19 protein-coding genes and 1 pseudogene are annotated in these 18,019 nt (G+C 72.6%); 10 read left to right on the forward strand and 10 right to left on the reverse strand.

Annotated elements, in window-relative coordinates:
- Positions 1-385, forward strand: a pseudogene (locus tag ACFFR3_RS10255) (hypothetical protein); the annotation flags it as partial.
- A 110-nt stretch (positions 386-495) separates the two neighbouring features.
- Positions 496-1,917 (forward strand): serine/threonine-protein kinase, encoded by a 1,422-nt coding sequence (locus ACFFR3_RS10260; RefSeq protein ID WP_379483008.1) that lies wholly within the window; start codon positions 496-498, stop codon positions 1,915-1,917.
- A gap of 125 nt (positions 1,918-2,042) precedes the next feature.
- Here the strand turns inward: ACFFR3_RS10260 and ACFFR3_RS10265 are convergent, their stop codons facing one another.
- The gene (locus ACFFR3_RS10265; protein ID WP_364379838.1) at positions 2,043-2,807 is read right to left on the reverse strand and encodes an SDR family oxidoreductase; all 765 of its coding nucleotides are present in this window, start codon (positions 2,805-2,807) and stop codon (positions 2,043-2,045) included.
- Between the two features lie 100 nt (positions 2,808-2,907).
- On the opposite strand from ACFFR3_RS10265, the gene ACFFR3_RS10270 reads away from it, so the two are divergent.
- Positions 2,908-3,753: a helix-turn-helix transcriptional regulator gene (locus ACFFR3_RS10270; protein WP_345385367.1), complete on the forward strand. Its 846-nt coding sequence runs from the start codon at positions 2,908-2,910 to the stop codon at positions 3,751-3,753.
- Positions 3,754-3,758: 5 nt separating this feature from the next.
- Here the strand turns inward: ACFFR3_RS10270 and ACFFR3_RS10275 are convergent, their stop codons facing one another.
- Positions 3,759-4,196 (reverse strand): ester cyclase, encoded by a 438-nt coding sequence (locus ACFFR3_RS10275; protein WP_345385366.1) that lies wholly within the window; start codon positions 4,194-4,196, stop codon positions 3,759-3,761.
- Between the two features lie 232 nt (positions 4,197-4,428).
- Here ACFFR3_RS10275 and ACFFR3_RS10280 point away from each other — a divergent pair, with 232 nt between their 5' ends.
- Both ACFFR3_RS10280 and ACFFR3_RS10285 read left to right on the forward strand, forming a co-directional pair.
- Positions 4,429-4,797 (forward strand): hypothetical protein, encoded by a 369-nt coding sequence (locus tag ACFFR3_RS10280; protein ID WP_364379841.1) that lies wholly within the window; start codon positions 4,429-4,431, stop codon positions 4,795-4,797.
- A gap of 79 nt (positions 4,798-4,876) precedes the next feature.
- Complete coding sequence (locus tag ACFFR3_RS10285; RefSeq protein WP_364379844.1) at positions 4,877-5,368, forward strand: DUF6789 family protein; 492 nt, start codon at positions 4,877-4,879, stop codon at positions 5,366-5,368.
- A 220-nt stretch (positions 5,369-5,588) separates the two neighbouring features.
- Here ACFFR3_RS10285 and ACFFR3_RS10290 read toward each other — a convergent pair whose 3' ends face one another.
- The 3 genes from ACFFR3_RS10290 to ACFFR3_RS10300 form a co-directional block, all read right to left on the reverse strand.
- Complete coding sequence (locus tag ACFFR3_RS10290; protein ID WP_364379846.1) at positions 5,589-7,208, reverse strand: RecQ family ATP-dependent DNA helicase; 1,620 nt, start codon at positions 7,206-7,208, stop codon at positions 5,589-5,591.
- A gap of 82 nt (positions 7,209-7,290) precedes the next feature.
- Positions 7,291-7,734 carry a DUF4383 domain-containing protein gene (locus ACFFR3_RS10295; RefSeq protein ID WP_345409214.1) on the reverse strand — a complete coding sequence of 148 codons (444 nt, stop codon included), beginning with the start codon at positions 7,732-7,734 and terminating at the stop codon, positions 7,291-7,293.
- 71 nt (positions 7,735-7,805) lie between these two features.
- Positions 7,806-9,152: a TrkH family potassium uptake protein gene (locus ACFFR3_RS10300; RefSeq protein WP_364379849.1), complete on the reverse strand. Its 1,347-nt coding sequence runs from the start codon at positions 9,150-9,152 to the stop codon at positions 7,806-7,808.
- A gap of 184 nt (positions 9,153-9,336) precedes the next feature.
- Here ACFFR3_RS10300 and ACFFR3_RS10305 point away from each other — a divergent pair, with 184 nt between their 5' ends.
- On the forward strand, positions 9,337-9,858 hold the full coding sequence (locus ACFFR3_RS10305; protein WP_345385364.1) for a hypothetical protein: 522 nt from the start codon (positions 9,337-9,339) through the stop codon (positions 9,856-9,858).
- A 4-nt stretch (positions 9,859-9,862) separates the two neighbouring features.
- Here the strand turns inward: ACFFR3_RS10305 and ACFFR3_RS10310 are convergent, their stop codons facing one another.
- Complete coding sequence (locus tag ACFFR3_RS10310; protein WP_345385363.1) at positions 9,863-10,318, reverse strand: Lrp/AsnC family transcriptional regulator; 456 nt, start codon at positions 10,316-10,318, stop codon at positions 9,863-9,865.
- Positions 10,319-10,429: 111 nt separating this feature from the next.
- On the opposite strand from ACFFR3_RS10310, the gene ACFFR3_RS10315 reads away from it, so the two are divergent.
- Complete coding sequence (locus ACFFR3_RS10315) at positions 10,430-10,903, forward strand: DUF2000 domain-containing protein (RefSeq protein ID WP_345385362.1); 474 nt, start codon at positions 10,430-10,432, stop codon at positions 10,901-10,903.
- 4 nt (positions 10,904-10,907) lie between these two features.
- Here the strand turns inward: ACFFR3_RS10315 and ACFFR3_RS10320 are convergent, their stop codons facing one another.
- Positions 10,908-11,372 (reverse strand): MarR family winged helix-turn-helix transcriptional regulator, encoded by a 465-nt coding sequence (locus ACFFR3_RS10320; protein WP_364379856.1) that lies wholly within the window; start codon positions 11,370-11,372, stop codon positions 10,908-10,910.
- A gap of 84 nt (positions 11,373-11,456) precedes the next feature.
- Here ACFFR3_RS10320 and ACFFR3_RS10325 point away from each other — a divergent pair, with 84 nt between their 5' ends.
- Positions 11,457-12,932: an amidohydrolase family protein gene (locus ACFFR3_RS10325; protein WP_364379859.1), complete on the forward strand. Its 1,476-nt coding sequence runs from the start codon at positions 11,457-11,459 to the stop codon at positions 12,930-12,932.
- A gap of 3 nt (positions 12,933-12,935) precedes the next feature.
- On the opposite strand, the gene ACFFR3_RS10330 is transcribed toward ACFFR3_RS10325, so the two are convergent.
- The gene (locus ACFFR3_RS10330; RefSeq protein ID WP_345385359.1) at positions 12,936-13,790 is read right to left on the reverse strand and encodes a helix-turn-helix transcriptional regulator; all 855 of its coding nucleotides are present in this window, start codon (positions 13,788-13,790) and stop codon (positions 12,936-12,938) included.
- Positions 13,791-13,977: 187 nt separating this feature from the next.
- Between ACFFR3_RS10330 and ACFFR3_RS10335 the strand changes: the two genes are divergently transcribed.
- Both ACFFR3_RS10335 and ACFFR3_RS10340 read left to right on the forward strand, forming a co-directional pair.
- Positions 13,978-15,006: an alcohol dehydrogenase gene (locus tag ACFFR3_RS10335; protein ID WP_345385357.1), complete on the forward strand. Its 1,029-nt coding sequence runs from the start codon at positions 13,978-13,980 to the stop codon at positions 15,004-15,006.
- Between the two features lie 82 nt (positions 15,007-15,088).
- Positions 15,089-16,648 (forward strand): serine/threonine-protein kinase, encoded by a 1,560-nt coding sequence (locus ACFFR3_RS10340; protein ID WP_345385356.1) that lies wholly within the window; start codon positions 15,089-15,091, stop codon positions 16,646-16,648.
- Here ACFFR3_RS10340 and ACFFR3_RS10345 read toward each other — a convergent pair.
- Complete coding sequence (locus tag ACFFR3_RS10345; RefSeq protein WP_345385355.1) at positions 16,638-17,549, reverse strand: hypothetical protein; 912 nt, start codon at positions 17,547-17,549, stop codon at positions 16,638-16,640. The genes ACFFR3_RS10340 and ACFFR3_RS10345 overlap by 11 nt on opposite strands.
- On the reverse strand, positions 17,546-18,019 hold the full coding sequence (locus ACFFR3_RS10350; protein ID WP_345385354.1) for a hypothetical protein: 474 nt from the start codon (positions 18,017-18,019) through the stop codon (positions 17,546-17,548). The genes ACFFR3_RS10345 and ACFFR3_RS10350 overlap by 4 nt, the downstream gene beginning before the upstream one ends.

Raw genomic sequence — 18,019 nt, forward strand, 5'->3', positions numbered from 1 at the left:
CGACCCCAAGGTGAAGAACATCTGGGAGCTCCACCTCAACATGGAGCTGGAGCACCTGCGGCTGGCCGTGGAGATGTTCAAGCGGTTCGACGGCCGCGACCCGGAGGAGGTGCTGGCGCCCGAACTGCCGGCGCCGGTGACGTTCGAGCCGAACAAGGCGTACCTGCGCGAGCTGATCGCGACCCAGATCGACTACACCACGCTGGGCACCGGCTACGTCCAGGAGGCCCACGAGCGCTTCGAGAAGATGCAGGAAGCGATCATGGGCGGCGAGAAGGCCCCCTCGGAGCGGGTCATCGACGACAACCGCGCCAAGAACGGCCGCGAGTACCGGCTGCAGACCGAGGGCGAGCACCCGGTCCACAGCCTCGCCGCCAACCGCTGACCCAGCGGCCCCGGGCTCCGCACCACGGTGGGCCCGGGCCCGTGCGCGTGACCCGCTCGCTCTGAGATGATCTCTGTCCGTCACAGGACACGACATGAGGGGTGCCGGCGGTGGACGGTGTACGGCAGGAGGACACGCAAAGGGAGGCGGACGGGCGCCTGCTCGCCGGCCGCTACCGGCTGACCGGCCTGCTGGGCCGCGGCGGGATGGGAGCCGTCTGGGCCGCCCGCGACGAGCAGCTCGGCCGCGAGGTGGCGGCCAAGGAGCTGTTCCTGCCCGAGCAGCTCGACGACGCCGAACGGGCGCACTGGATCGCCAGGCTCGACCGCGAGGCGCGCGCCGCCGCGCGGCTCAAGCATCCCGGCATCGTCACCGTGCACGATCACGTCACCGGCGCCGACGGCCGGCCGTGGATCATCATGGAGCTGGTGCGCGGGCGCTCCTTACAGGACCTGCTGGCGGAGCGGGGGCCGCTGCCGCCCGCGCGGGCCGCGCGGATCGGGCTCCAGGTGCTGGACGCCCTGTGCGCGGCCCACCAGGCCGGCATCACGCACCGCGACATCAAGCCGGCCAACGTCCTGCTGGAGGGCGAGCGGGTCGTCCTGACCGACTTCGGCATCGCGGCCGTCGAGGGTGACGTCACGCTGACCGGCACGGGCGCGATCCTCGGCACGCCCGCGTACATGGCGCCCGAGCAGGCGCTGGGCCGGCCGGCCACGCCCGTGTCCGACCTGTGGTCGCTCGGCGCGACGCTCTACACCGCCGTGGAGGGGCGTCCCCCGTACGACGGCGCGAGCGCCGGGGCGATCTTCGTCGCCGTCGCCACCCGCGACCCCGCACCGCCCGCGAAGGCCGGTCCCCTGGAGCCGGTGCTGATGGCGCTGCTGCGCCGCGACCCCGCGCACCGGCCGGCCGCCCACGACGTCCGCGCGCATCTCGCCGCCGTCGCCGAGGACCGCACGCCACCAGGCCCCGCCACCCTCCGCCTGCCCGCCGACCCGCCGCCTTCCGACAAACCTGGACGTCCGCCCAGGTCAGGCCGGCTCCGGCTGCTCCTCCGCCTGCTCGTGGGCGCAGGAGCCGCCGTGGCGCTCCTCGTCGCGGTGGCCGCGGCGATCCAGATCCGCGAAGCCCTGCAAGAGAGCCAGGAACGTGAGCGCTACGCCGCCAACATGGACCTGCTGGCGGGCCTCGGCACGATCCCGGGCAAGTCGGTCCACTTCCAGGAGGGCGAGGAGAGCGCCGTCGAGGTGTCGGCCACCCTGTGCGAGAAGGAGTACGCCACCGAGCAGGACAGGTGCGACGTGGGCGTCCTGGTCGACACCGTCGTCGAATGGCTGCGAACCCGCCCCGCCGTCCGCTCCGTGAACTTCACCCGGCCCAAGGAGGACTGCGGCGACGACTACGAGGACGGCGGCTGCCGACTCACCGTCCTCACCCAGAGCCCCCTGAAGCTGAGCGAGGTCGAGATCGCCAACTTCTCCGAGGACGGCGACAAGGACCTGATCAAGCTCAGATTCATCGTCGGATGACTCGTCCTCACGACCATAACTGCACTCGATGTCCGCGTAGAAATGCTCCACCTCGATACCGTCGGAGCGTTCAGCGATGATCGTCGACATGGCGGCATTCTGCACTGCTTCGACGGGGGAGAACGTCAGTCGCCGTGCGGGTCGGTGGCGTTCAGGATGGACACCACCTCGTCGTAGTCGCCGCGGACCTCGCTGTAGCGGAGGAACTTGACCCGCTCGACCTGGATCTCCTTCGCGTCCGGCCGGCTCTCCAGCAGCGCCATGGTCTCGGCCACGTACTCGTCCAGGGGCATCGCGTGCTCGTTCTCCTCGTGCCCGGGCAGCAGCGCGGTGCGCACGGCGGGCGGGACGAGCTCCACCACCCGCACGCTCGTGCCCTCCAGTTGCAGCCGGATCGACTCGCTCAGCATGTGGATCGCCGCCTTGGAGGCGTTGTAGCTGGGGGTGACGGTGAGCGGGGTGAACGCCAGCCCCGACGACACGGTGACGATGGCCGCGTCGGGCCGCGTCTGCAGGTGCTCGATGAACGCGGCGATGAGCCGGATAGGCCCGAGCACGTTCGTCGTCACGACGGACTCGGCGGAGGCGAGGAACGACTCGGGCTTGCGCCAGTCCTCGACCCGCATGATGCCGGCCATCGCGATCAGCACGTTCAGGCCGGGGTGCCGGGCGAGGACCTGCTCCGCGGCGGCCTGGATGCTGGCGGGGTCGGCGGTGTCGACGGTGACGGTGTCCACGCCGGGGTGCTCGGCGGCGATCCGCTCCAGCAGTTCGGTACGCCGCCCGCCCACGATCACGGTGTTGCCCTTGTCGCGCAGGGCGAGGGCGAGCGCGAGCCCGATGCCGCTCGTCGCACCGGGGATGAAGATGGTGTTCCCTGAGATCTGCATGCTTCGAGCGTGGCCCGGCGGGCGGCGCGGGTGCAGAGACCGGTCATCGGGGGATCGGCGATCCCTGGTTAGCGCGCCGGCAGTGCACATAATGGGATATATGGATCGTGCAGCCCTGGCGGACTTCCTGCGCCGCCGCCGCGAAGCCCTCCGTCCCGAGGACGTCGGGCTCCCGCCCGGAGCCCGCCGCCGGGCGCCCGGGCTGCGGCGCGAGGAGGTGGCGGCGCTCGCGGTGATGTCCACCGACTACTACACCCGGCTGGAGCAGCAGCGCGGCCCGCAGCCGAGCGTGCAGATGCTCGCCTCGCTGGCGCGGGCGCTGCGGCTGACCGACGACGAGCGCGGCTACCTGTTCCAGATCTGCGGCCACAACGCCCCCTCGTCCCTGTCGGCCGTGACGCACGTCGCGCCGCCGCTGCTGCGGGTGCTGGACCGCCTGTCCGACACACCGGCGCTCATCGTGTCCGACCTGGGGGAGACGCTGGTGCAGAACCGGATGGCCGAGGCGTTGTTCGGCGACAAGTCGCACTACGCGGGCCTGGCGCGCTACGACATCTACCGCTGGTTCACCGACCCGGCCGCGCGGCGCTGCTACCCGGAGAGCGACCACGGCCGGCAGAGCCGTTCCCTGGTCGCGAACCTGCGCGCCGCCTACGGCGTACGCGGGCCGCGCTCCCAGGCGGGCGAGCTGGTACGGGCGCTGAGCAGGGAGAGCGCCGAGTTCGCCGAACTGTGGGAGCGGCACGAGGTGGCCAAGCGGTTCGAGGACCACAAAGTGCTCGTCCATCCGGAGCTGGGCGAGATCGAGGTGGACTGCCAGGTGCTGTTCACCGAGGACCAGGCGCAGGCGCTGCTGGTGCTCACCGCGTCGCCGCGTACCGAGGGGCACGAGAAGCTGCGGCTGCTCGGCGTCGTGGGGCGGCAGCAGTTCGCCGAACGGGCCTGAACGCGTCACGCGGGCATCCGCTCCAGCTCCAGCAGGCCGAAGCCGAGCTGGCTGTAGAGCTCCAGCTGGTCGTAGTACTCCCGGTGTGTACAGATCTTCCCGTCCTTGACGAAGCTTGTGCAGGTCGCCCTTACCGAGATGGAACGGCCCGTCGGCTCGATCTCCCGGCCGCCGGGCATCAGCAGGGTGCCGTTGTGGGTGCCGGTGTACGTCCACTCGGTGACCGCCGGGTTCTCGCAGTCGCCCAGCTCGAACCAGGCCGCCGCGTGCCAGTCGGGAAAGCCCTGGAACGTCTGCTGGTACATCCACTCGATCTGGTCGTGTCCCTCGGCGAGGCCGCCAGGCGTGACGTAGACGGCGTCCTCGCTGTAGCAGGTGAGGATGCGCGGTATGTCGTGGGCGTTGACCGCCGCGTTCAGCCGGTGCTTGAGATCCCAGAACATCGACACGGTTACCCCCAAGCCTGGTCGCCACGGCCGCCACCGGCCCGGTGCACCTCCTCCAGTGTCGGCGGGACCCGCGGCACGGCGCTGCCAAGCACCCGCCAAAATCGCCATCCGCGCCGGGCTGCGACTCCAGCGGCCGGTAAACGCCAGGTTCGCGGGTGCCGGGCCGCTGTCCGGGCTCTTTCTGGGTAGGCGTACCGCCTCTGACCTACAGGAGAGGAGCGGTGCCGTGCACGCCTTTCAGGAGCCGGTGATCGATCAGGTGCAGTCCGGGATGAAGGTCGTCGACAGCGACGGCCAGGAACTGGGGACGGTGGAGTTCGTGAAGCTGGGCGACCCGGGGGCCGCGACCACCGAGGGCCAGGAGTCCGACCCGCGGCCCGGTGTCGTGCCGATCCTGGCCGACGTCTTCACCGACCCCGAGCCTGACCTGCCGCCCGCGCTCGCGGCCCGGCTCGTGCGTACGGGTTTCCTCAAGGTGGACGCCAAGGGGCTGTTCTCCCGCGACCTTTACGTCACCCCCGACCAGGTGGCCAGGATCGACGGGAACGTCGTGCACCTCAGCGCGGGTCGCGGCGCGCTGGCCAAGGAGAGCTGACCCCGGGGGCGCGCCCGCCTCCCGGCGGGTGTTTCCTCTGCCTTCTGTCGGGCAACCGGCTTGCATGATGCGAGCTCTCATGAAGGGCGCCGTGAGCGGCGTCCTCGCCACCGCCGCGATGAGCGGGGTCATGCTGGCCGGCAGCCGGATGGGCCTCATGCCCGACCAGCCGCCCAAGCGGATCGCCCGCGCGATGCTCCCGGGCCACAAGCACCGGCCGAAGTCCGGCGAGGGCGCCGCGGGCGCGCTCGCCCACTTCGGCTTCGGCGCCGCCGCCGGCTCCCTGTACGGCCTGCTCGTCCGCGGCCAGGCCCCGTCGATCGCCGGCATCGGCTACGGCCTGGCCATCTGGGCCGCCAGCTACCAGGGTTGGGTGCCCGGCATGAACATCCTCCCCGCCGCCACGGAGGACCGCCCCGGCCGCCCGGCCGTCATGATCGCCGGCCACGTGGTGTACGGCATGATGCTCACCAAACTGATGAACCGCCTCAACGCCCGCAAGGCGGGTGAAAAGCCCCACGAGCCGACCTACATCCACGACACCGGCCACCTCGAACCCGCCCTCACCTAACAGCCGCCCACCAGCCCCGCCGCCCACCAGCCCCGCCGCCGGCCTGCCCGGCCGGCAGCGGCGGCGGTCAGGGCCAGGGGCCGGGCCGGGCTGGGCGGACACCGCTGACGCGCCTCCGCCCAGCAGGCGACGGGCAGGTCCGCCCGCCGCCCCCCTGAGCATCGGGACCGCCGCCCAGAGTCGGCCCGGCCGGCAGCGGGCCGTCGAGGTCGGGCGAGGGTCAGGAGGTCGGGGGTTCGGTGAGGAGGTCTTGGTCGAGGACCGTGTCGAGTTGCAGTTCTCGGTAGCCGGCCGTGTCGAACAGGACCGTCAGGCGGTCCTCGCCGCGCTGGATGACCTCGCCGGGCCCCCACGTACGGTGCTCGACCCTGGCGTGGGCGGCGAACGGCCCGCTCTCCTCCTCCACCTGCCGGTCGGCGGTGCCGGCCAGGCAGGTGTCGCAGTTGCCGCACGCGTCGGCGACCTGCTCGCCGAAGTAGCCGAGCAGGAACCGCCGCCGGCAGTCATCGGTCTCGGCGTAGCGGCGCATCATCTCCAGCCGGGTACGCTCCACGTCCCGCCGCCGCTCGGCCAGCTCCACGGCCAGCTCGGCGGCCTCCTCAGGTGCGGGCGCGCCGGGCGCGGGCTCGACGCGGCGGGTGCCGACGCGTACGGCGCCGGCCCGTTCCAGCAGGTCGAGCAGCGTCGTCAGGCGGCGCGCCGACACGTCGGCCCGCTCGCGCAGTGCACGCCGGTCGCCTCCGCCCTCCGCCACGGCCCGCGCCACCCGGGCCAGAACCTCGGCGTCCGGTACGGACCCGGTGAAGTAACGCTGCAAGCCCAGGTTCTCGGGACGGTAGAACAGCGTCGCCGAGGCGCGTTCGCCGTCCCGCCCTGCCCTGCCGATCTCCTGGTAGTAGGCGTCAGGCGACCCTGGCACCTCGGCATGGACGACGAACCGCACGTCCGGCTTGTCGATGCCCATGCCGAACGCGCTGGTCGCCACCACCACGTCCACGTCCCCGGACATGAACCTGCCGTGCACCTCGTCGCGCTCGGAGCGCCGCAGCCCGGCGTGGTAGGCCGCCGCCCGCACCCCGGCCTCGCCGAGCAGCTCGCTCAGGCGGGTGGTCTGCTTGCGTACGGCCGTGTAGACGATGCCGGGCCCGGTCTCGGCCGCGACGGCGGAGACGATGTCGGCGGCGGGGTCGTCCATCATCCTGCGGACGGTGAGCGAGATGTTCGGCCGGTCGAACCCCTGCACGATCTCCACCGGATCCCGCAGCCCCAGCCGTTCGGCGATCTCCACCCGCACGGGCGGCGCGGCGGTGGCGGTCAGCGCGGCGATCGCCGGCCGGCCGAGAGCCTCGGCGACCTGCCCCAGCCGCAGGTAGTCGGGCCGGAAGTCGTGACCCCAGGAGGAGATCAGGTGCGCCTCGTCCACGACCAGCAGCGACGGCTTCGCGGCGGCCAGGTCGCGGACGACGTCGGGCTTGGCGAGCTGCTCCGGAGCACAGAACAGGAACTCCGTCTCCCCGGCGCGCAGCGACTCGAACGCGGTGCGCCGCCGCCCCGCCGAGGTGCCGGCGTCGAGGCTCACCGCCTCCTCATCACGCTCGCGCAGCGCCTCGACCTGGTCGCGCTGGAGGGCGATGAGCGGGGAGACCACGACGGTGGGGCCGGGCAGCAGCAGCGCGGGCACCTGGTAGATCGCGGACTTGCCGGCCCCGGTCGGCATCACGACCAGCACGTCCGTGCCGCGCGCCAGCGCGCTCATCGCGCCGAGCTGGCCGGGCCGCAGGTCGGTCAGGCCGAGCGCCTGCCGCGCCACCCGCTCGCACGCCGCGCCCACGTCCTCCATCGGGGCCTCCCGTCTCGTTCTGCCCGGTGTCCTTCAGCGGGGACGGGTCGGCTGCCCGGCGCGTGGCCGGGCAAACGACAGGTCAGCGGATGACGGCCGTCCGGCGGCTGAGCAGCACGCCCAGGCCGGTCATGCCGAGGCCGAGGATGAGGTGCAGCCAGTTGTCGGCGGTGTTCAGCGGTACGAAGTTGGCCGGGCTGTCGTGCGTGATGAGCAGGCCGTACAGCCAGAGCACGAGGTAGATGACGCCGCCGCCGATGAGGAAGGCGCGGGCGCCGCTCCACGTCCTGGCCATCAGCACGCCCGCGATGCCGAACAGCAGGTGGACGATGTTGTGCAGGATCGAGACCTGGAAGACGCCGAGCAGCATCGCGTCCGAGTGGTGACCGGCGAACTGCAGGTCGTCGTAGTTGGTGGTCACGCCCGGGACGAACCCGAGCACGCCGACCAGCAGGAACACCACGCCGGTGACCAGCGCGGCGAGCTGCAGCGGAGTGCGGTTTGCTGTGGTGCGCGAAGTGCTCATCTTGGGGGCCTTCCTGGGTAGTCGGAGCGCCCCTCTACCCACGGAGACGAACGCATTCGTCCCGGCGCGGCTCAGCCGATGATGACGCGCTCCTCCGGCAGCTCGTACCGGCGCGTACGCTGCTTCAACGCGAGCGCCGAGCCCAGGGTGAGCGGACCGATGCGGCCCACGAACATCAGCAGGCTCAGCAGCACGTGACCGGCCACGGAGATGTCGGTGGTGATGCCGGTCGACAGGCCGTTGGTGGCGAAGGCCGAGATCACCTCGAACAGCACCCGGTCGAGGTCGTGCCCGCTGATGATGAGCAGCAGCCAGGTGGACAGCGCCACGAGGATGACGCCGAGCAGCGTGATGGACAGCGCCTGCCGCTGGGTGGACGCGGGCAGCCGCCGGTGCCCGATGTTGACGTGGGTCTCGCCGCGCAGCTCCGACCAGATCATGAACACCAGGAAGCCGAACGTGGTGACCTTGATGCCGCCCGCCGTGCCCGCGCTGCCGCCGCCGATGAACATCAGGATGTCGGTGACGAGCCAGGAGGACGGGTACATCTGGCTGACGTCGAGCGTGTTGAAGCCGCCCGAGCGCGGCATGACGGCGGCGAAGAACGCGGCGAGCAGCTTGCCCGAGTCGTCGAGCGGGCCCATCGTGGCCGGGTTGCGCCACTCGGTCATCAGGAACGCGAGCGTGCCCCCGCCGATGAGCAGCACGCTCAGGCCGACCGTGACGCGGGTGAGCACGGACCAGCGGCGCGGCTGCCGCCACGTGCGCAGCAGCTCGAAGACGACCGGGTAGCCGAGGCCGCCGATGATGACCGCGGCGGCGATGGTCAGGCAGATCCACGGATCGGTGACGAACCGCATCAGGTTGTCCGGCCACAGGGCGAAGCCGGCGTTGTTGAACGCCGACACGCCGTGGAAGACGCCGAGCCACAGCGCCCTGCCGAGCGGCTCGCCGTAGCCGGTGACGAACCGTACGGTGAGGACCGCGGCGACCGCCGCCTCGCACACCAGCGTGAACATCACCACCTTGGCCAGCACCTGACGCAGGTCGGCGGCCACCACCGACTTGGTCTCCAGCTGCGCCGACAGCCGCGCCCGCAGCCCGATGCGGCCGGAGAGGATCACCATGACGAGCGTGGCGAGCGTCATGATGCCGAGCCCGCCCACCTGGAAGAGCACGGTGATCACCACTTCGCCGAACACCGACCAGTGCGAGGCGGTGTCGACCACCACCAGCCCGGTCAGGCAGACGGCCGAGGTGGCGGTGAAGAACGCGGTGATCCAGTCGCCCTCGCCCGAGGTCGTCGCCATCGGCGTGGCGAGCAGCGCGGTGCCGATCAGCACCGCCGAGCCGAACCCGGCCGCGATCACCACCGCGGGATGCCGGCCACGGCCCGCCACCGCAGGCCGGCGCGTCATGGGGCGACCCTGCCTTCGAGGCCGCCGTAGTCGTCGTGCATGGGGGTGCCTCCGTCGGGCTCACGCGGCCGGAGACCTCGCGGACCAGGCGTTCCGGCACTTCGAGGCCCTACGCTAGCGCAGCGGGGCCGCGCTGCCCGCCCTCCTCGATCATTTGTCACAGCCGCCGCGTACCGTGCTCACCATGACGAACGTGCACACACCACTCGACGGCGAGCGCTGGCAGCCCGGCGACCTCGTGGTCGACGCCGATGGCCGCCTGTTCAGCCGGGCGGGTGCGGACGACCAGGCCAGGGGGTTGCCCTGGGCGCGTCCGCGTGACGTGGCGCGCCGCGACGACGGCGGCGTGCTGGTGCCGGACGGCGAGGTCGCGGAGCAGGCGCCGGCCAGGCCGCTGACGTTGTTGCTGCGCGACGGCCGGCCGGTGCTGCCCGCCGTGCCCGCCGACCCCGCCGCCGTGCTCGGCACGCAGGCTCGCCAGACCGCCTCCGCGGCGGGCGTGGGCGGCCTCTATCTCGCGGCCACCGCCTTCGACCCCGACGGCGCGGGCGACACCAGGGCCGCCAAGCTCCGTGCCGACCTGCTCGATCACGTGGTGGTGGCGGTCAGCCCCGAGGAGTTGAGCGCGATGTTCGGCGGCGCCGCCGACGGGTTGCTGGTCGCGCTGGCGGAGTGGCACGAGCGCAGCGTGGGGGAGAGCGCCTGACCGGTCAAACAGCCGGGGCGATCCGGTTGTTGCGGATGTGCTCGTAGACGATCGAGGTGCGCACGTCGGCCACCTCCGGCCGCTCGGTGAGCTTGTCGATGACGAACGCGTACAGGCTGTTGTTGTCGGGCACCGCCACGTGCAGGATGAAGTCCTCCGTCCCGGCCGTCACATAGACGCCGAGCGTGTCGGGCAGGCGGCTGACCCAGTTGCGGAAGCCCTCGATGTTGCGCCGGGACGGCGGGCGTACGCGGATGGCGATGAGGGCCTGCACCGGGCGGCCGATCGCGGCGAGGTCGACGTCGAGGAGCGCGCCGCGGATGACCTGCCGCTGGCGCAGCGCCCGCGTGCGGTCGAGCGCCGTGGTCGGTGAGACGCCCACGGCCGCCGCGAGGTCGCGGTTGGTCATCCGTGCATCTGACTGCAGTTCGCGGACAATCGCCTTATCAAGTTCGTCCATGACCGCCCAAAACCCGCCTTCTCCGATACTTGTACGGATTGCTTGCTGCTCTAACGCATGGATGAATACCGTAACCCATCGGTTCCGTACGAACGAATAAGGGATTTCGCCATGTCAGACGGCAGCACCGTCGGCTTCGCGCCGGACGAGATCGACCCCACCGCCCCGACGAGGGCGGCCCGCCTGAAGTGGGTGATCGTCGTCAACGACGCCCTGCCCGCCGGCCGGGCCGTCAACGCGGCCGTGTGCGTCGCGGCGGCCACCTCGTCGGCGGTCACCGGCCTGCTGGGCGACGACGCGATCGACGCGAGCGGCGCCGACCACCCCGGCCTGCCCTGGGCGGGCTGCTCGGTGCTGGCCGCCGACGCGGCCACGCTGCGCACGATCAGGGCCAAGGCCGCCGCCGCCGACACCTGTCACGTGGCCGACATGCCGGCCGCGGCCCAGCACACCCGCGTCTACGCCGACTACCTCGCCACCGTGAAGGAGACCGCGCCCGAGGACATGGAGTATTACGCGGTCAGCGTCGTCGGCCCGCGCAACAAGGTCGACAAGATCGTCGGCCGCCTCCCGCTGCTCCCCTGAGCGGTCAGCCGGCGCCGGACCGGTCCGCCTCCAGGGCGGTGAGGAGCTTGGCGGAGATGGCGGCGAACGCGTCGAGCTCCTCCGGTGTCAGCCGCTCCACGAACAGGCGCCTGACCTCCTCCGCGTGCCCCGGCACCGCGGTGCGCAGCGCGGCGAACCCCTCGTCGGTGAGCACGGCGTCGATGCCGCGCGAGCCGCACCGTTCGCGGGTGATCAGGCCGCGGCGCTCCATGCGGGTGAGCTGGTGGTGCATGCGGCTCTTCTCCCACCCGGCGACCCGCCCCAGCTCGTACGCGCGCAGCCGCCTCCCGGGCGCCTCCGACAGCAGGGCGAGCACGGTGTAGTCGGCGTTGGACAGGCCGCTGCTCGCCTGGAGCTGCTGCTCGATGCGGGTGCGCAGCAGCTCGACCATCCGGAAGGACGTCCGCCATGCGCGGAGTTCGCGTTCGGTCAATCCCGGCTGGGCCATGCGGACACCTTACCAGTGAGTTGACACATCAACCGAATCGGTTAGCCTTCGAGTTGACGCATCAACTCATGAAGGAGAGCCGGCATGCCCGGACAGCAGCACGCCACCCCCAGCGCAGGCCCCGCCCACCAGGATCCGCCGCCCGACACCGGCGCCCCCGGACGGCGCTACGTCATCCGCGGCGGCGCGGTGATGTCGATGGACCCAGGAGTGGGCGACTTCGAGAGCGCCGACGTCCTGGTGGAGGGCGGCACGATCACCGCGATCGGCCCCGGGCTCGACGCCGCGGGCGCCGCCGTCATCGACGCGCGCGGGCGCATCGTCATGCCGGGCTTCGTGGACACCCACCATCACCTGTTCGAGACCGCCGAGCGGGCGTTCCTGGCCAACGGCCTGCTCCTCGACGACGGCTCAGGCTCGCCGAGCGCGTACCCCACGTACGTCGAGCACATCCTGAACGGCTTCGCCCGCGCCTACCGGCCGCAGGACGTGTACGTCAACGTGCTGTTCGCCGGCCTGTCGCAGCTCGACGCCGGCGTCACCACGGTGCTCGACGTCTCGCAGATCCACCACTCGCCCGAGCACACCGACGCGGCCGTCCAGGCCCTGATCGACACCGGGCGGCGGGCCGCGTTCGGCTACTTCGAGGGCGACGGGCGCCCGGAGGCCCGCTACCCCGAGGACGCCCGCCGCGTCAGGGAGCAGTGGTTCCCCTCCGACGAGCAGCTCGTGACCATGGTGATGGGCGGCGAGGTGCACCTCGGCAGGGACGTCTACACCCGCTCATGGACGCTCGCCCGCGAGCTGGGCCTGCGCATCGCCGCCCACGCGGTCGGCGCGTTCGGGATGCGGCCGGCCTTCGACGACCTCGCCCGGGGCGCGGGCGGTGTGGAGGTCGGCCCCGACAACCTCTTCATCCACATGACCGGCATGTCCGACCAGGCATGGACGATGCTGCGGGACGCGGGCGCGCAGGTCTCCATCGCCTTCCCCATCGAGATGGTCATGCGGCACGGCACCCCGCCCATCATCAAGATGCAGGAGCTCGGCATGGAGCCGTCACTGAGCTCGGACGTCGAGACCACGATGGCGGCCGACCCGTTCACACTGATGCGCACCGCGATGGCCATGCAGCGCATGGTCGTCAACGAGCGGGTGCTCGCCGGAGCCGGGGACGGCGACCCCTACCCGGCCCCGTCCGGGGACACGCCGCCCCTGCTCACCGTCCGCGACGTGCTCCGCTACGCCACCGTCAACGGCGCCGGGCACCTCGGGCTGGCGGACAGGACCGGCACGCTCACGCCCGGCAAGCAGGCCGACATCGTGCTGCTCGACGCCACCGCGCTCAACGTCGCCCCGCTCAACAGCGTGCCAGGCGCCGTCGTGACGCTCATGGACCGCGGCAACGTGGAGACGGTGATCGTCGGCGGGCGGATCCGCAAGTGGCGTGGCCGCCTGCTCGGCGCCGACCTGCCCCGCCTGCGCGCCGAGCTGGAGGCCTCTCGCGACCACCTGTTCAAGGAGACCGGCCTGCGGCAGGACCTGTTCGCCTACAGCTAGGTCTCAGGCGCGGGCCGTGCGGCCAGGCGCGGCCCAGCTGCTCAGCAGGCGCAGCGCGTCGGCGGTGGGGGAGCCGGGCTCGACGTTGTAGACGCACAACATCTGGTCGGCGTCGCCCGGCGGCATGAAGCTCTCGTACGAGAAGTGCAGCTCGCCCACCTCCGGGTGGTGGTAGACCTTGCCGCCGTGGGTGCGGCGCAGCACCCGGTGGTCGTTCCACCAGGTCGTGAACTCGGGCGAGCGCAACGTCAGCTCACCCACCAGGTCGGCCAGCCGCCGGTCGTTGGGGTAGCGGCCGGCCTCGAGCCGGAGCATCGCCACCGTCTCCGACGCGATCCGCTCCCAGTCGCCCACCCGCTCGCGGGCGGCGGGGTCGAGCAGGTAGTAGCGGGCGAGGTTGCGCTGCGGCGCGGGCAGCGCTTCGAAGTCGGTCAGCACCTGCCGGGCCAGGAAGTTGGCGGCCAGCACGTCGGTGCGCCGCCCGATGACGAACGCCGGCACGTGCTCCAGCGTCTGCAGCGTGAGGTGCAGGCCCGGCCTGACCCGCTGCGGCGCCACCGGGGCGTGCCGCGCCGGGGTGGGCCTGGCCAGCAGGTCGAGCAGGTGCTCGCGCTCGGCGGGATCGAGCTGCAGGGCACGGGCGAGCGACTCGACCACCTCAGGGGACGGCGTGCCGACCCGGCCCTGCTCGAGCCGGGTGTAGTACTCGGTGCTCATGCCGGCCAGCCGGGCCACCTCGTCGCGGCGCAACCCCGGCACCCTGCGGGCCCGGCCGTCCGCCGGCAGCCCCGCCTCGTCAGGGCCGAGGCGGGCGCGCCGGGAACGGAGAAAGCCGGCGAGTTCGCTCCTGCGATCCATGAATCCAGTGTGATCCGCGCGCGGGCGGCGCGGCCACCCCAAGGTGGCCCTGTCAGTACCTGCCCTGCCGTTACCTGCCCGCGAAGGGCCTGCTCAGGCCCCCTATGGCCGGTCCCGGACTGGTGTGCTTGACGTGGGCCGGCGAGCCGGTCCCCATCACGTTCGTTCTCCGCTCAAGGGGTACCTGATGTCCATGACCACTCTCTACCGCGCCGCCCAGGTCAACGAGGCCGGCGGACCGTTCAACCTGGTCGAGCGCGAGCTGACCGAGCCGGGCCCCGGCCAGGTCCGCGTCGCCGTCGAGGCGTGCGGCGTGTGCCGCTCCGACGCCGGGTTCGTCAACGCGGGCTTCCCGAACGTGTCGTTCCCGCTCGTCACCGGCCATGAGATCGCCGGCCGCGTGGACGCGGTCGGCGACGGCGTCGAGGACTGGAACGTCGGCGACCGCGTGGCCGTCGGCTGGTTCGGCGGCAACTGCGGCACCTGCCGGTCCTGCCGTGAGGGCGACTTCATCCACTGCGCCCGCATGCAGGTGCCCGGCTGGGCCTACCCCGGCGGGTACGCCGAGTACACCACCGTGCCCGCCTCCGCGCTCGCCCGCGTCCCCGACGAGATCAGCGCCGTCGAGGCCGCGCCCATGGGCTGCGCGGGCGTCACCACGTTCAACGCGCTGCGGCGCAGCGCCGCACGGCCCGGCGACCTCGTCGCGATCCTCGGCCTCGGCGGGCTCGGCCACCTCGGCGTGCAGTTCGCCAACAAGCTGGGCTTCGAGACCGTCGCCGTCGCGCGCGGCGCCGACAAGGCCGACACCGCCAAGCACCTCGGCGCCCACCACTACGTCGACTCCACCGCGGGCGACGTGGCCGGGCAGCTCCAGGCGCTCGGCGGCGCGAGGGTCGTGCTGGCCACCGCCGCGAGCTCCGAGGCGATGAGCGCCGCCATCGACGGCCTCGGCGACAACGGCGAGCTGGTCGTGCTCGGCGCCACGCCCGAGCCCATCCAGGTCAGCCCGTTCCAGCTCATCACCAACAGCAGGACCGTGCACGGCCACCCGTCGGGCACCGCCCGCGAGGTCGAGGAGACGCTGCGCTTCGCCGCGCTGACCGGCGTGCGGGCGCTCACCGAGACCCGCCCGCTGGAGGAGGTCGCGGCCGCCTACGACCGGATGATGTCCGGCGAGGCCCGCTACCGCATGGTCCTCACCACCGGCCACTGACGGCGGGGCGAGAGCGGCACGCGGGCGCGGACGGCACTAATCTGATCACCCGTACGATCGTCCGACCTGACGGGGGACCGCCGTGACCGTCCATCGAGCGCCCGATCACCTGTGGGTCGGGGACCACAGGGTCCTCGACCGGCTGGGCGAGGGCGGCCAGGGCACGGTCTACCTGGCGGAGTCGCCGGCCGGCGCCCAGGTGGCGATCAAGGTGCTGCACGCCTCGCTCGCCGCCGACCCGCAGACGCGGCGCAGGTTCCTGCGCGAGGCCGAGGTCGCCGGGCGGGTCGCCGCGTTCTGCACGGCCAAGGTCCTCGGCACCGGGCTGGTGGACGAGCGGCCCTACATCGTCAGCGAGTACGTCCCAGGCCCGTCGCTCGACGAGCTGGTCAAGCGCGACGGCCCGCGCACCGGCAGCGGCCTCGAACGGCTGGCGGTCGCCACGCTCACCGCGCTGGCCTCGATCCACGCGGCCGGCATCGTGCACCGCGACGTCAAGCCGGGCAACGTGATCCTCGGCCCGGAGGGGCCCGTCCTCATCGACTTCGGCATCGCCCGCGCGCTCGACCACCGCACGGGCGGCGGGGTGACGTCGGGGACGCCGTCGTACATGTCGCCCGAGCAGTTCACCGAGCAGCCGCTCACGCCGGCCTCCGACATGTTCTCCTGGGCCGGCACGATGGTCTACGCCGCGACCGGCCATCCGGCGTTCCCCGCCTCGTCGGTGCCGGGAGTGCTGCACGCGGTCCTGCACGGCGAGCCCGACCTGTCGGGGGTGCCGGAGCCGCTGCGGTCGCTGGTGGCGGCCTGCCTGGCGAAGGATCCCGCCGCGCGCCCGTCCGCCCAGCTGGCGCTGCGCCGCCTCACCGGCGGCGCGCAGGGCCCCGAGGCGACGCTGATCGAGCCCGTGCGACGGCTGTCGGGCCGGTGGGCGGCGGGAGTGGCCGTGGCCGTGGCGCTGCTGGTGACGGCGGGCGTGCTGGCAGGGCCGTCGTTATGGGGGAGGAAGACCGTGCGGCCGGGGCCGAGCCTCGACCTGGCGGCGTACGAGCGGGTCGCCGTCGCCGACGCGTTCACCGGCGACACCTCCCGCCGCTACGCCGCCTACCGGCCCTTCCCCGACGACGAGGAGCTGCCGCGCACCACGGCGGGCGGCGGCAGGTTCGCCGGCACCGGCTCGGCGCCGTACTTCGGCCTGCTGGCCGGGCCGGCCGCGCTCGCCTCCGACCAGGCGGTGGTGGCGGTGACGTTCGGCGCGTTCGCCGCCACCGGGCGGCCCGAGGACAGCGTCTTCACCGGCTGGATCAAGGACGCCGACGACTACGTCACCGCCTGGTACAACAACACCCGCGGCACCACCGGCTTCGACGTGCGGGTCGGCGGCGAGTTCCGCACCGACGTGCCCGTCCAGATCCCGCACCGCTTCAGCCCGGGCGACCGGCTGGCCCTGGTGCTGTCGGGCGCCACCATCACCTCCTACGCCGAGCACCAGGGCACGTGGCAGCGCCTGCACACCGCACCCATCGCGGGCCTGCTCACCACCGACCAGGACAGGCGCGCCTACCGCTACGGCTTCGGCCTGCGCGGCACCACCGGCACGATCGCGATCACCCGCCTGGAGGGCAGGAGCGTCACGGGCTGAGCGGCTCGCGGATGAGGCGGACGACGGTGTCGGCGGTGTGGTCGAGGTAGGTGCGGCCGTCGGGCAGCCGCGCGTCCGGGCTGATGTAGCTGCGCCGTCCCATGTGGGTGGCCGGGTCGAGGCGGTGCGTGGTGATCTTGCCCGCGCGGACGGCCCGGTTCCAGCCGCTGCCCCTGGCCGCCGGCCAGCGCTGCGGGAACAGGATCAGGCACAGGCGCTCGATCCAGTCGGCGTCGCTGGTGAGGCGGTGCAGCCGGCGGGCGTGGGTGAGGTCGTTGGCGCCGTTGTGGAACCCGCCGAGCGTGATCAGCAGGAGCGGGGCGGCCAGCCTGGCGTGCAGCTCCTTGACCGCGCCGGTGGCGACCTGCGCGCCGCCGCTGTAGCTGAGCAGCACCACGGGGATGCCGCTGCCGGGCCGGTAGCCGGCCAGCCGCAGCTGCCGGGCGATCTGGGTGCCGACCGCCCGGTTGTAGAGCGGGCGGTAGCGGCGGTCGGCGGCGACGAAGATCTGCATGACGTTGTGCAGGAAGAGCAGGATCTGCGCGCGGCGCCGCAGCCACGCCCACACGGGCCGGTCGGCGAGCGGGTCGGCCAGCGGCGAGTACGGCTGCACCTGCCCCAGCACCCGCACCTCAGGCGCCTTGTCGAGCAGCGCCTTGACCAGCCGGCCGCCGTCGCGGGTGTCGGTGAAGCGGCGCTTGCCGATGCCGTCCAGATAGACCAGGTACGCCGCGGGAGGACGGTTCGGATCGGCGCCCCTGGCGTAGGGGAGGCCGTGGGGCAGCTCGCCGGTGGCGGTCCGCCACCCGGCGGTGTAGACGAGCACCTCGTAGCGGGCCAGTAGCGCCTCGGCGAGCAGGACCATGCCGAGGGCCAGGAAGAGCAGCGGGAACTCGGTCATGCCGGCACCGCCTGGAGCGCGCTGATCCGCACGACCAGCCACCTGACGCCGCCCACGGCCGCGCCCAGCCCCAGCCCGGCGACCGCGACGCAGCCGGCGGCGCTCCACCAGCCCAGCCCGGTCGCCGTGGCGAGCGAGCCCGTGAGGTTCGCGCCGACCGCGACGATGAGCAGCGTGTGCAGCAGCGGCCCGAGCAGGGGGAACGCCACGATGGCGGCGAGCAGCAGCGGCGCCGCGAGAGCGGGCGTCCACCCAGGAGCGGCCTCCGTGCGCGGGCTCTGCAGCTCGGCCAGCACGCCCGCCGCCCACGGCCACAACGCGAACACCACGAACTCCACCACCGCCCCGGTCAGCAGCAGCCGCACCGCGTGCGCCCGCGACACGCCGGGCCGGCGCGCGATCAGCGGCAGGATCCGGCCCGCCGACTCCGACAGCCCGGCCAGCAGCAGGACGACAACGACGGCGGACAT

It is taken from the genome of Nonomuraea salmonea (genome assembly GCF_042428605.1).
Taxonomy (GTDB): Bacteria; Actinomycetota; Actinomycetes; order Streptosporangiales; family Streptosporangiaceae; genus Nonomuraea; species Nonomuraea salmonea.